This window comes from Bradyrhizobium sp. USDA3516 (assembly GCF_057651995.1).
In genome coordinates this window covers 379,054-392,726 of the sequence record NZ_JBYGYN010000002.1, presented here as the reverse complement: position 1 = coordinate 392,726, position 13,673 = coordinate 379,054, and the positions used below count along the sequence as shown (strand labels likewise).

Below are 13,673 nucleotides of genomic sequence, written 5' to 3'. Positions count from 1 at the left end.
TTACGCCCCGATCGCGATTTTCGGCTCGGCGTCCGCGTTGGCTGCCATTTCGCGCAGTGCGCGCCGGTACTCGACCGGCATCACCTTGCGGAATTTGGGCAGCCAGTCCTTCCAATTGGCGAGGATGTCGGCGGCGCGCTTGGAGCCGGTCGCCTTGGCGTGGCGCGAGATCAGGACGTGCAGCCGCTCGACGTCGGAGGCGAGCAGGTTCTTGAACACGTCGACCCGGCCATGCGCCTCGAGGTCGCCGGCATGGTGATAGGTGCCGGCGTTGATCAGCTCCTCCGACAGCACCGGCTCGAGCTCGACCATGCTGAGGTTGCACAGCTTGTCGAAGGAGCCATCCTCGTCGAGCACATAGGCGATGCCGCCGGACATGCCGGCCGCGAAGTTGCGCCCGGTCTTGCCGAGCACGACCACGATGCCGCCGGTCATGTATTCGCAGCAATGATCGCCCGCGCCCTCGACCACGGCGACCGCGCCCGAATTACGCACGGCAAAACGCTCGCCGGCGATGCCGCGGAAGTAGCACTCGCCCTCGATCGCGCCGTACATCACGGTGTTGCCGACGATGATGCTCTCTTCCGGCACGATGGCCGAATTCCTCGGCGGCTTGACGATGATCTTGCCGCCCGACAGGCCCTTGCCGACATAGTCGTTGCCTTCACCTTCGAGCTCGAAGGTGACGCCGTGGGCGAGCCAGGCGCCGAAGGCCTGACCTGCGGTGCCCTTGAGGCTGACATGGATGGTATCGTGCGGCAGGCCGGCATGGCCGTAGATCTTGGCGACCGCGCCTGAGAGCATCGCGCCTGCGGAGCGGTTGGTGCTGTTGATGGCGGCCTCGATCTTCACCGGCGCGCCGCGGTCGAGCGCCGCCTGCGCCTTCTCGATCAGCGTGCGGTCGAGCACCGCCTCCAGATGATGGTTCTGGCGCTCGGAATGATAGATCTTCTGGCCCTTCTCTTCCTTCTGCTTGACGAACAGCTTGGAGAAGTCGAGCCCCTTGGCCTTCCAATGCGCGACCAGCTTGGTCTGGTCGAGCAGCTGCACCTGGCCGACCATCTCGTTGAAGGTGCGGAAACCGAGCGAAGCCATGATCTCGCGGACTTCCTCCGCGACGAAGAAGAAGTAGTTGATCACGTGCTCGGGCTGGCCGGTGAAGCGCTTGCGCAGGACGGGGTCCTGGGTCGCGACGCCGACCGGGCAGGTGTTGAGGTGGCACTTGCGCATCATGATGCAGCCGGCCGCAATCAGCGGCGCGGTGGCGAAGCCGAACTCGTCGGCGCCCAGCAGCGCGCCGATCACGACGTCACGGCCGGTGCGGAAGCCGCCGTCGACCTGGACCACGATGCGGCTGCGCAGTCGTTCGCGCACCAGGGTCTGGTGGGTTTCGGCGAGGCCGATTTCCCATGGCGAGCCCGCATGCTTGATTGAGGTCAGGGGCGAAGCACCCGTGCCGCCCTCGAAACCCGCGATCGTGACATGGTCGGCGCGCGCCTTGGCAACGCCCGCGGCCACGGTGCCGACGCCGATCTCGGAGACCAGCTTGACCGAAACGTCGCCCGTCGGGTTGACGTTCTTGAGGTCGTAGATCAGCTGCGCCAGGTCCTCGATCGAGTAGATGTCGTGGTGCGGCGGCGGCGAGATCAGGCCGACGCCCGGCGTCGAGTGCCGGACTCTCGCGATGGTCGCGTCGACCTTGTGGCCGGGCAGCTGGCCGCCTTCGCCGGGCTTGGCACCCTGCGCCATCTTGATCTGCATCATGTCGGAGTTGACGAGATACTCCGTTGTGACGCCGAAGCGGCCCGAGGCGACCTGCTTGATCGCCGAACGCATCGAATCGCCGTTCGGCATCGGCTTGAAGCGGTCGGCTTCCTCGCCGCCTTCGCCGGTGTTCGACTTGCCGCCGATCCGGTTCATGGCGATCGCGAGCGTGGTGTGCGCCTCGCGCGAGATAGAGCCGAAGCTCATCGCGCCGGTGGCGAAGCGCTTGACGATCTCCTTGGCCGGCTCGACCTGGTCGAGCGGCACGGGCTTGCGCTTCTCTTCCTCCGCGCCCTTGATCCGGAACAGGCCGCGCAGCGTCAGCAGGCGCTCCGACTGCTCGTTCAGGATCTTGGCGAAGGCGCGGTAGCGCTCCTGCGAATTGCCGCGCGCGGCATGCTGGAGAAGCGACACGGACTCGGCGGTCCAGGCATGGTCCTCGCCGCGGCTGCGGTAGGCATATTCGCCGCCGACATCGAGCGCGGTCTTGTAGACCTGCGCCTCGCCGAACGCGTCGGCATGGCGGCGCACGGCTTCTTCGGCGATCTCGGCGAGGCCGACGCCTTCGACGCGGGTATGCGTGCCGGCGAAGAACTTCGACACGAACTCGGCCTTGAGGCCGACGGCGTCGAAGATCTGGGCGCCGCAATAGGACTGGTAGGTCGAGATGCCCATCTTGGACATCACCTTGAGCAGGCCCTTGCCGATCGACTTGATGTAGCGCTTGACGATCTCATAGTCGTCGAGCGAGCCGGGCAGGCGGTCCTTCATCGCGGTGATGGTCTCGAACGCGAGGTAGGGATTGATCGCTTCGGCGCCGTAGCCGGCAAGGCAGGCGAAGTGATGCACTTCGCGCGGCTCGCCGGATTCGACGACGAGGCCGACCGAGGTGCGCAGTCCGGTGCGGATCAGGTGATGATGCACGGCGGCGCAGGCCAAAAGCGAGGGGATCGGCACGCGGTCGGCGCCGACCATGCGGTCGGACAGGATGATGATGTTGACGCCCTCGCGCACGGCGCTTTCGGCGCGCGCGCAGAGTTCGTCCAGCACCTGCTCCATGCCGGCCGCGCCGAGGCCGGCGTGGAAGGTGGTGTCCAGCGTGCGCGACTTGAAGTGCGACTCCGCCACCTCCGAGATCGAGCGGATCTTCTCCAGGTCCGCGTCGGTCAGGATCGGCTGGCGCACCTCGAGGCGCTTGGTCGTGGCCATGCCCTGCAGGTCGAACAGGTTCGGCCGCGGCCCGATGATCGAGACGAGGCTCATCACCAGCTCCTCGCGGATCGGGTCGATCGGCGGGTTGGTGACCTGCGCGAAGTTCTGCTTGAAATAGGTGAACAGCGGCTTGGCCTTGTCCGACAGCGCCGAGATCGGCGTGTCGTTGCCCATCGAGCCCGCGGCTTCCTCGCCCGTGGCCGCCATCGGCGTCATCAGGATGGTGATGTCTTCCTGGCTGTAGCCGAACGCCTGCTGGCGATCGAGCAGCGACAGGTTGGAGCGCACGCCGGTGGTCGGCACCTTCGGCAAGTCTTCGAGCACGATCTGGGTCCGCTCCAGCCACTCCTTGTAGGGATGGCTGGCGGCGAGCGAAGCCTTGATCTCGTCGTCCGGGATCAGGCGGCCCTGCTCGAGGTCGACCAGCAGCATCTTGCCGGGCTGCAGCCGCCACTTGGTGATGATCTGGTCCTCGGGGATCGTCAGCACGCCCATCTCGGACGCCATGACGATGCGATCGTCCTTGGTGACGAGATAGCGCGCCGGCCGGAGGCCGTTGCGGTCGAGGGTGGCACCGATCTGGCGGCCGTCGGTGAAGGCGATCGCGGCGGGGCCGTCCCAAGGCTCCATCAGCGCGGCATGATATTCGTAGAAAGCGCGGCGCTTCTCGTCCATCAAGGGATTGCCGGCCCACGCCTCCGGAATCATCATCATCACGGCGTGCGGCAGCGAGTAGCCGCCCTGCACCAGGAATTCGAGTGCGTTGTCGAAGCAGGCGGTGTCCGACTGTCCTTCATAGGAGATCGGCCAGAGCCGGTTGATCTCCTTGCCGTAGAGCTCGGAGCTGACCGAGGCCTGGCGCGCCGCCATCCAGTTGACGTTGCCGCGCAGCGTGTTGATCTCGCCGTTGTGCGCGATCATGCGGTAGGGATGCGCCAGCGACCAGGCCGGGAAGGTGTTGGTCGAAAAGCGCTGATGCACGAGCGCGAGTGCGCTCTCGAAGTCAGCCTCGTGCAGATCGGGATAGTACTTGCCGAGCTGGTCGGCCAGGAACATGCCCTTGTAGATCACGGTGCGGCAGGACATCGAGCACGGGTAATAGCCGGCGAGGCCGCGGTCGCGGCGCTGGTAGATCGCCTGCGAGATCGACTTGCGCAGGATGTAGAGCCGGCGTTCGAATTCGTCCTCGGTCTTGCCGGTGCCGTTGCGGCCGATGAACACCTGCATGCAGGCGGGCTCGGTCGGCTTCACGGTGACACCGAGCGAGGAATTGTCGGTCGGCACGTCGCGCCAGCCGAGCAGGGTCAGACCCTCTTCCTTGATCTGGTCGGCGACGATGCTCTTGATGACGTTGCGCCAGGCGGTGTCGCGCGGCATGAACAGCGCGCCGATGGCGTATTCGCCGGGCTGAGGCAGCGCAAAGCCAAGCTCTGCAGCCTTGCGGCTGAAGAAGGCATGCGGGATCTGCACCAGGATGCCGGCGCCGTCACCGGCGCGCGGGTCGGCGCCGACGGCGCCGCGATGCTCGAGGTTGCAGAGGATGCTCAGCGCGTCCGAGACGATCTCGTGCGACTTCTTGCCCTTGATGTTGGCGATGAAGCCGACGCCGCAAGAGTCCTTTTCCAGGCTCGGATCGTACAGGCCTTCGGCCTCGGGGCGAGAATTGTGCTCTTGAATCGGTGAGGTGATCCGATCGGTCGTTTTCGAGGCGACCGTCGCCGACAGCTCTTCTGCCACGATGTTTGCGCGCTCGAATTGCGACCCGTTCATTGTTCCTATCCTCTCCATGCGGCAAGCTGCCTCACCGCCATCTTCGGCGCACCTTGGGCGTTCCGCGGCACCCGCCTCTGGGTCACCGCTCGTCCGTTGCGAGCCGCATTTTCTTAAATTCAGGCCTCCGCGTTCTTCGTCCCCGAGAACGGCTTGGCCTGTTGCCTTCTTGGTGCTCGAGAGCACCGACTTTCGTTGCAATCCCTATGCCGGAACCGCAAGCAAAATTGAGACAGTCTTCCTGTCCTAACCATCACCTTGCCAAATTTTTGTCTAGCACACAAGCGCGCGGAAGTCCCGATTCCGCAGAAGTCAATCAATCGCTTTCCAAAAGTTGCGCAGCCCCGGTTTTGAGGCAAACACGCCCTGATCCGGCCCCGCCGGCGCCGAAATCCCAAATGAAGCTTCGGATCAACCGTTCGGAAGGCGCGCCACGCCGCGAGAAGCGAAAGAGGGCGGCCACCGGAGGGCCTGACAGGAGCGTCTCGATCATGAAGTTTTTCACAGGAAGTGTGGTCGCCGCCATGCTGGCGCTGGCTGCCGGTGCGGTCCATGCCCAGGTTCCCGCAAGCGGTATCGCCAGAGGGGCCGTCATCGCGGTGTCGGATTTCGACGGGCCCTACGCGCCGCCGGAGGCCGCTCCGCCGCCGCGCTACGGTTACGGCCACTACGAGGAGCGCGGCCCGGCGCCGGCCCTGTTGCCGCCGACCGAGGTTTACGCCGTGCTGCGCGAAAACGGCTTCTCGCCGCTCGGCATTCCACGCCTGCGCGGCAGCGTCTACACCATCGCCGTGATCGACAGCCGAGGTGGCGATGGCCGGCTGGTGATCGACGCCCGCGACGGTCGGATTGTCCGCTTCATGCCCGCCACTGAGGCCTATGGGATGGCGCCGTCCTATGATGAACGTGCAGTCGCGCCGTATGGGCCGCAAACCGCGCTGCCGCCGACCGTGATCCGCAGCGGCCCGCCGCGCCCGCCGGCGTCGATCCCGCATGTGGCAAGCCGCGCCGTGCCGCTGCCGAAGGCCGCCCCGCGGCGCGCCGAGACGCCGGTCGTCGTTGCCAGGCCGGCAGAGCCGACGCCGCAGGCCCCGGCAGCGCAGACCCAGCCGGCGCAGCAGGCCGCCGTCGTGCAAGCCAAGCCGGCCGACGCCGCCCCGCAAGCAACCGCGCCGACGATCGGTCAGGCCAAGCCGGCCCCGACCATCCTGCCGACGCAGGAGATGCCGGCCGCGCAGGGGCTGGACTAAAGCGACGCGAGTTTGACGCGACAGTGCCTATCACACCCTCGCTGTCGTACCCGCCCCCGTGCGCAATTGCGCACTAGGCGGGGACGACATCGGGAGAGAGTTCGCCAAAACAAAGGGCGCCTGAGACCTCAGGCGCCTTTTGCATTCACAGCAATCACTTCAGCTCCGAGGATATCCCGCCGCTTTCAGGATCAGGTTCGCCACCTCCTTCGGATGCGACACCAGGGAGAGGTGGCCGGCATCGAGCTCGATCGTGGTGGCGTTCATGCGCTTGGCGAGGAAGCGCTCGAAATCGGGGTTGATGGTGTAGTCGTTCTTCGACACCGCGTACCAGCTCGGCTTGGAGTGCCACGCCGCTTCCGTGGTTCGGCCGGCGAAGATCGAGGCCGCCGTCGGCCATTGCACGGCGTAGAGCTCCTTGGCCTGCTCCGGCTTCACGCCGTTGGCGAAGTACTTCAGGAAGGCCTCTTCCGAGAGCTTGGTGTTGCCGTCTCGCTCGACGATGCCGGCACGCGCGGGCCCGGCCGGAAACTGCTTCGACAGCGCCACGAAATCCTCGTTCGCATCGGGCGCCCGTGCGGCGACGTAGACGAGGCCGGTGACCTTCGGGTCGGTGCCGACCTGGCTGATCACGGTGCCGCCCCAGGAATGCGCGACCAGCACCGTCGGCCCGTCCTGCTCGGCCAGCGCCTGCTTCGTCGCTTCAACGGAATCGCTGAGCGATGACAGCGGATTCTGCACGGCGGTGACATGCAGGCCTGCAGCCTGCAGGATCGGGATCACCTCCGACCAGCTCGAGCCGTCGGCCCAGGCGCCGTGCACCAGAACGACGTTCTTCGCCTTCACCGTCTGCGGTGTCTGGGCATGAGCGAGGTTGAGGGGGGCCGCCAACAGGCTCGCGGCGACGAAAAGGCTGCGCCAAAGTGACATGATCTTTCTCCATCTTGTTTTGGGGTCGATGCCCAAAGGACGGAGCGGAAAACCGCAGCGTTACGCCCTCACCGTTCTGTGATGCAGTGCAAAATGAAAAAAGCGCCCCGGGGGCACCGGGGCGCTTTCGCAACTGGAAGTCGCTGGGTCTGATCGCTTGGCTCAGGCGGCCTGCGCGGCGGAGTTCTCGATCACCTGCGCCTTGGCGCCGGCGTTGATCGCGATCTGGCGCGGCTTCTTGGCCTCGGGAATTTCGCGGACGAGGTCGACGTGAAGCAGCCCGTTCTCGAGCGAGGCGTCCTTCACCTGCACGAAGTCGGCGAGCTGGAAGGCGCGCTCGAAGGCACGCGCGGCGATACCGCGATAGAGCACTTCGGATTTCGAGTTCTCGTTCGCGACCTTCTCGCCCTTGATCGTCAGCGTGTTTTCCTTCGCGACGATGGAGAGCTCATCCTTGGCAAAGCCTGAGACCGCAACGGTGATGCGGTAGGCGTTCTCGCCGGTGCGCTCGATGTTGTAGGGGGGATAGCCGGGGCTGCCGTCCGAGCTGGCCTGGTCGAGCAGGTTGAAGAGGCGGTCGAAGCCGACGGTGGAACGATAGAACGGGGTGAGGTCGTAGCTACGCATGATCAAGTCCTCCATTGAGCGACTGTTGGTAACCCGCCCGCCAATCGGGCCGGGCTTTAGTCTGTGTGCAGCCTGATGTTCCGGTTCCGAAACACTGGTAGCGGCCTGCACGAAGGTGATATGGGTGGAACGAGACGGCGTTCAAGAGGGCGGGATCGGCGCCTTTTCGGCGCTTTGGCCCCTTGATTTGCAGCACTTGATTTGAAGGACTTGCCGCCCAAGCACGCCCAAATGACGCTGGTCTCGATTCCCGCCAATCCGGTCCCCGAAAACGTCGTCAGCGGCACCATCAAGACCCCTGATGGCGTCGAGCTGCGCTTTGCGCGCTGGGCGCCGCCGGCGAACCGCAAGGGGACGGTATGCGTCTTTACCGGGCGCAGCGAGCAGATCGAGAAATATTTCGAGACCGTGCGCGACCTGCGCGACCGCGGCTTTGCGGTGGCGATGATCGACTGGCGCGGGCAGGGCCATTCGTCGCGCCGGCTGCGCGATCCGCGCAAGGGCTATGTGCGCGACTTCGCCGATTTCGAGATCGACGTCGAGACCTTCGTGCAGCAGGTGGTGCTGCCGGATTGCCCGCCGCCCTTCTTCGCGCTCGCCCATTCCATGGGCGGCACGGTGCTGCTGCGGCTGGCCCATGCCGGCAAGCGCTGGTTCGACCGCATGGTGCTGTCCGCGCCGATGATCGATCTGCCCGGGCGCACCACCTCGCTGCCGGTGCGTGCGCTGCTCAAGACGATGCGCCTGTTCGGGCAGGGCGGCCGCTACGTTCCCGGCGGCAGCGATCGCCTCACCGGGCTCGAACCTTTCATCAACAATCCCCTGACCAGCGATCCCGTCCGCTATGCGCGCAATGCCGCGATCCTGGAGGAAGACCCGACGCTCGGACTGGCCTCGCCGACGGTCGCCTGGGCCGACACCGCCTTCCGCGCGATGCACACCTTCAAGCGCGTGGACTACCCCTCCCAGATTCGCCAGCCGATCCTGATGCTGGCGGCCTCCAACGATACGGTGGTCTCGACCGCGGCGATCGAGGAATTCGCCTATCATTTGCGCGCCGGCTCCCATCTCGTGATCGCCGGCGCCAAGCACGAGATCCTCCAGGAGCAGGACCGCTACCGCGCCCAGTTCTGGGCCGCCTTCGACGCCTTCGTGCCGGGCACGCCGCTGTTCAAGTGAGATACATCCGCGAAGGCGGTGCGCTCCCTCGCCCCGTTCTTACGGGGAGAGGGTTGGGGTGAGGGGCCTGTCTCCGCGCGTGAGATCGTCGAGAGACCTGTACCCCTCACCCGAATTCGATCTGCGATCGAATTCGACCTCTCCCCGCAAGCGGGGAGAGGTGAAAAGCGGCTTACAGCGTCTTCAGATACTCGATCAGGTCGTAGCGTTCGGCGTCGTCCTTGAACATGCGGCCGATGACGCCGGGGCGTTTCGGGTCGCCGTCCTTGCGCTCGAAGGAATGGCCGAGCACGCTGTTGCCCTGGATCGGCTTGCCGTCGGAGCCGGTCGCGGAGAACTCCGTTTCACCGGTCTTGCAGCGCTCGTCGGCGGCGACTGCGAAACCGACGGTGTCTGGGTCGTAGTCGCGGCGGCCCATGCAGAATTTTTGCGGGCGCTCGTTCTGCGGCTTCAGCAGCCAGTACAGCGAAGGCACCGAGCCGTTGTGCAGGTAAGGGGCGGTGGCCCAGATGCCGTTCAGGGGCCGCGCGCGATAGCGCGGATCGGGTGCCGGATTGAGACAGTTCTTGCGCGCCATATTCCAGATCTGCGCCCGTTCGGCCTCCGGGATCTTCTCGTCGTCCATCCATTTGCGGGCGACGAGATCGACAACCGTCATGAGCCCGAGCGCATAGACCATCTCGTTGGGCGATTTGCTGGCGGTCGGGATCTCACACTGCCACCATGCCTGCAGGTCGGCCGTGTTGACCTTCAGAAAGCCGGGCACGTCGACGGTCCGCTTGCTGAGAACGAGGGACTGCTCGGGATCGGTCTTGATCTCGTCGAGCGGGATCGTCACCGCATTCAGCACCTTGCTGTCGCCGCTCGGCTCCCAGCGCTTCGACGACCAGAAGGCCGGGGTATTGATGTCAGGCAGATGGCATCCGGAGCACATCTCCGCGTAGATGGCGCGGCCGCGCTCGACCCGATCGGGCTTCAGCTTCCAGGCATCGCCCAGGATGTGCGAGGGCCATTTCGGTGCGAGCAGGCCGCCGAACTTCGGACCATCAGCCGCCTTGAATGGATCGGGGCCTCTCAGCATGTCCTCGATCCAGCCGAGCGTCCTGATGTTCACCGAGGAGCGCCACAGCCTGTCCTGCGGATAGGCATCGGACAAATTGAGCAGCGCCGTCACGCCGAGGGCTTCGCCGGCGTTGCGGATCAGCGGCTGCTCGATCGAGGCGTCGTACTGGGCGAACTTGAACCAGGGCACCGTCCAGATCGCGGGGTAGCTCACCGGAGCGTCCTGGGCGTGCAAATTCTTCTCGAATCCCTTGACCCCGCTCATTGCAAGGTCCTGCGAAAACACCTGGTTGCCGATGCGGTTGAGGGCATCGAGCCGGCCGAACCCTTCCTCGGTGTCCTGCTGCTGCTTGCCGTCCCAGGTCGTCTTGGCCTCGATCGTCTTCTCGTAGGTCTTGGCCCAGTCGATCAGGAAGCTGCCGATCGTGCTCAGCTTCTGCTTGAGCGCAGCGCGGTCCGCCTTGCTGGCGTCGGGGCCGAGCACGCGATCGGCAAAACGCTGGAAGCGGAACGGGACGTACAGCGTATAGGCGATCGACAGGCCGGTCGCGAGCTCGAGCTTCTTCAGGTCGGTCATCGCCGGTCCGCCGTCGAAGCGGACGTCGATGCCCTGATAATGGATCTGGCCGGTATGACAGGCGGCGCAGGTCAGCCCGATCATGTCGTCCTCGCGGCGGCTCGTCGCGGGATCGACGACGCCGGTCATGCGCGCGAAGCCGACCGGCAGGCCGTCGACGTTCTCCGCTGGTGTCCAGCGCGTCGACCAGTCCGACGCTTGCGTGGTCTCGTAGACATTGGCGTAGCCGAAGCGGCGCAGCGTCGCCGTGTCGACCTGGACCGATTGCGGGCTCGGGATGAAGCCGAAGCGTTCGAGATAGGCACTGTCCTTGATCAGGCCCGGCTTCGAGAACAGGTGGAGCCGCGGCTGCTCCAGCGCCACGAACCACTCATAGGGCACCGGGAACGTCGCGGTGCCCTGGCTGGCGTGATGGAACCAGTGCCGGTCTTTTAGCGACCAGTTTTGCTCGAGCCAGTAGGCAGCCTTGGTTTCGGGCAACGCGGGCAGGGGTGGCGGCAGCAGATTCACCAGCACGCCCTTCTGGGGCAGCATGGCGCGAACCTGATTGGGGAATTCGGCGACGGCCACCAGGAGGGCGAGGCCGAGGCCGATGACGAACGCCGTGAGCGCGACCGCCCAGCGAAAGCGGAGCTGGCAGGACGACAGCAGCGGCTGCGACACGATCCGCTGGTTGATGCGGTCGGGGAATTGTCGCTGTTCGAACAGGGTGCGCACGTCGGCCACGCTGAGATAGCGCTCTTCGCCCTGCTTGCCCTTGCCGATGATCTTCAAAAGGATCGGCCATTCGAACTTCATCAGCAGCGGGTAATACCAGCGTGCGGCGCTGCCGGCGCGCTGGAGGTTGTCGCGCATGAAGGTCTTGATTTCCGCGGCGTTGAGGCCGGGCTCGTCGCTGCCGGTGTTCGGGTCGGTGTAGGTTCGGCCGAAGCTCGCGAGCCGCGCGATCTCGTCCTCGTCGACCTTGCCGTCGACGCCGAGGATGCGCGAGCCGGCACCGCGCTTGTCCAGCGGCCCGCCGCGTAGCGCGTCGAGCTGCGCCCCCGACCAGATGCTCTTCAGAATATGCTTGATGCCGTTGGCGATCATGGCAACGCCGCGGACCTGGATGCGGGCCGAGACCTTCTTCAGCCCCGTCTCGCCGCTCGCATTGGCGATGGTCTGCGACAGCGTGTTGAGCGGGACGGTGCCGCCCTCGACGAAGCCTTCTCCGACGAGGCCGCGGAGGAACGGGCAGGGATTGTTCGGCGAGACTGGAATCGAGGGATCGAGGGGCGGCTTCGAAGCGGGGTGATGCATGGCCCAAATCCTGAAAGCAGCGAATCTTGAAAAGGCAGGCGCGCTGTTAGAGCGCGGAAAGTCCTAACAAACCGACAGCACGATATACTACTTCAGCGTGTGACGAGTGTGGCCCATTTCACTGTCGTGTCAACACGAGCAGGCGGTTGCACCGGAACCGCGTCGGGCCTGCGGCCCTTTCGTTCAGGACTCGGCCGCCCGTTTCACATCGCTCTGCACCAGCGTCAGCTTGCCGAGCGGCACGCCGGCCTTCAGCAGCCCCTCGCGATAATGCGCGATGTCCTCGGGCCGCTTCCAGTGGAAGTTGCGCAAGTGCCTGTCGACGTTCAGCGTTGGATAATTTGCCATCAGCACGCGGGCGGCTTCGCTGGCCTCGTCGCTTCGCCCGAGCTGCGCCAGCGCCGCCGCGCGGATCGCCAGCGCCTGCATGTGATTCGGGTTGATGTAGAGCTGCTCGCGCGCCCATGACAGCGTCGCGTCATATTGGCGCAGAAGGTAATGACTGAACGCGTTCAGCGCCGCCCATTGGTAGCGCGGGTCGCTGTTGTCGCGTTGCGCGGCCATCGAGAACAGCTCGATCGCCTCGCGGTGCTCGCCGATCATGAAATGGCAGATGCCGAGCACGCCACGCGCGCCATTGTCGTAAGGGTTTAGCGCGACCGCGCGCTTGGCGGCGTCCATTGCCGCCTCGTGATGACCCTCCAGCGCGTGCGCCCAGGTCAGAATCGAGAACGCGAAGGAGGAGCGCGGATCGAGCCGAACGCTGGTTTCGGCGAGGCTCATCGCCTCGGCCCACATCTCGCGCGTGCCCTTGACCCAGCCGAACTGAATGCTCTGGATCTGGATCGTGGCGAGATAGGCGTGCGCAATCGACAGCTTGGGATCGAGCCCGATGGCCTCGCGGAACAGCTCGACGGCAACGGCCAGATCCTCCTTGGTTTGCCGATAGTAATGGGACAGTCCCTTGAGGAAGCGGTCCCAGGCGGTGACGTCGGTCGAGAGCCGCGCCGGCGCCGAGGCCTCGGCACGGACGATCTCGGTGGCAATGGCGGCGGACAGGTTGGTCGTGATCTCGTCCTGCATCGCGAACAAATCGCCGATGTCGCGGTCGTAGCGGCCGGTCCAGAGCTGCTCGCCGGTCTCCGGCGCGATCAATTCGGCGGTGACGCGGATCTTGGCGCCGGCGCGTCGCACCGAACCCTGGATCAGATAGGTGGCGTCGATCTCGCGCGCGATCAGCCGGGTGCCGATGTTCCTGCCCTTGAAGGCGAAGGTCGAGTTGCGGCTCAGCACCCGATAGAAGGATTGCAGCGACAGCGCATGGATCAGATCCTCGGTGAGGCCGTCGGAGAAATATTCATCCTGGGCGTCGCTGAGATTGGCGAAAGGCAGCACGCCGACGATCGCAGTACGGTACTGCTGCGACAGCGCCGAGGCCTCGCGGAGCTCGGGAGCAAGCGCGGGTGCACCTTCGGGCGTCCAGGTAAAGACCCCGATCGCATCCTTGATGTTCTTGAAGCGATGGTTGCCGGCATCGGTCAGCGGCACGGTGAGATGCTTGCTCGCCTCCCGATAGGCCTTGGCCGAGATCGCGAAGCCCCCGGGGCTCGCCACCGATTCCAGGCGGACGGCAATGTTGACGTCGTCGCCGAAGACCTCGTCCTCGTCGGCGATGACGTCGCCCATGTGGATGCCGAGCCGGAACTGCATGGCGCGGTCGGCCGGCAGATGGCGATTGCGTTCGGCCATCAGCGTCTGCATCGCGATCGCCGCCTCGGCGGCGCCGACGATCGAGGCGAATTCGAGCAGGAAGCCGTCGCCGGTGTTCTTCACGACGCGGCCGCCGTGATTGAGGATGATGGGATGGATCGCGGCGCGATGGGCCTTGAAGGCGGCATGGGTGCCGGCCTCGTCGCTGCCCATCATGCGCGAATAGCCGGCGACATCGGCGCAGACGATGGCGGCCAGACGTCTTTCCATATCCGCGAAGCTCCAAGGGGACT

Annotated in this window: 7 protein-coding genes; 2 read left to right on the top strand and 5 right to left on the bottom strand. The window is 65.4% G+C overall.

Features of this window, described 5'->3' with window-relative positions; genetic code table 11:
- Positions 1 to 4,746 carry a glutamate synthase large subunit gene (gene gltB / locus AC24YW_RS07735; protein ID WP_487482165.1) on the bottom strand — a complete coding sequence of 1,582 codons (4,746 nt, stop codon included), beginning with the start codon at positions 4,744 to 4,746 and terminating at the stop codon, positions 1 to 3.
- Positions 4,747 to 5,237: 491 nt separating this feature from the next.
- On the opposite strand from gltB, the gene AC24YW_RS07730 reads away from it, so the two are divergent.
- Complete coding sequence (locus tag AC24YW_RS07730) at positions 5,238 to 5,996, top strand: hypothetical protein (RefSeq protein ID WP_487482164.1); 759 nt, start codon at positions 5,238 to 5,240, stop codon at positions 5,994 to 5,996.
- Positions 5,997 to 6,155: 159 nt separating this feature from the next.
- Here AC24YW_RS07730 and AC24YW_RS07725 read toward each other — a convergent pair whose 3' ends face one another.
- Both AC24YW_RS07725 and AC24YW_RS07720 read right to left on the bottom strand, forming a co-directional pair.
- Positions 6,156 to 6,926 carry an alpha/beta fold hydrolase gene (locus tag AC24YW_RS07725; protein ID WP_487482163.1) on the bottom strand — a complete coding sequence of 257 codons (771 nt, stop codon included), beginning with the start codon at positions 6,924 to 6,926 and terminating at the stop codon, positions 6,156 to 6,158.
- A gap of 162 nt (positions 6,927 to 7,088) precedes the next feature.
- Positions 7,089 to 7,553, bottom strand: coding sequence for an Hsp20 family protein (locus AC24YW_RS07720; RefSeq protein WP_035997846.1), 465 nt, complete (start codon positions 7,551 to 7,553; stop codon positions 7,089 to 7,091).
- 231 nt (positions 7,554 to 7,784) lie between these two features.
- On the opposite strand from AC24YW_RS07720, the gene AC24YW_RS07715 reads away from it, so the two are divergent.
- Positions 7,785 to 8,732, top strand: a complete 948-nt coding sequence (locus AC24YW_RS07715; RefSeq protein WP_487482162.1) for an alpha/beta fold hydrolase — start codon at positions 7,785 to 7,787, stop codon at positions 8,730 to 8,732.
- Between the two features lie 172 nt (positions 8,733 to 8,904).
- Here AC24YW_RS07715 and AC24YW_RS07710 read toward each other — a convergent pair whose 3' ends face one another.
- Both AC24YW_RS07710 and AC24YW_RS07705 read right to left on the bottom strand, forming a co-directional pair.
- The gene (locus AC24YW_RS07710; RefSeq protein WP_487482161.1) at positions 8,905 to 11,670 is read right to left on the bottom strand and encodes a di-heme-cytochrome C peroxidase; all 2,766 of its coding nucleotides are present in this window, start codon (positions 11,668 to 11,670) and stop codon (positions 8,905 to 8,907) included.
- Between the two features lie 183 nt (positions 11,671 to 11,853).
- Positions 11,854 to 13,650, bottom strand: a complete 1,797-nt coding sequence (locus tag AC24YW_RS07705) for an adenylate/guanylate cyclase domain-containing protein (RefSeq protein WP_487482160.1) — start codon at positions 13,648 to 13,650, stop codon at positions 11,854 to 11,856.
- Positions 13,651 to 13,673: the final 23 nt, after the last annotated feature.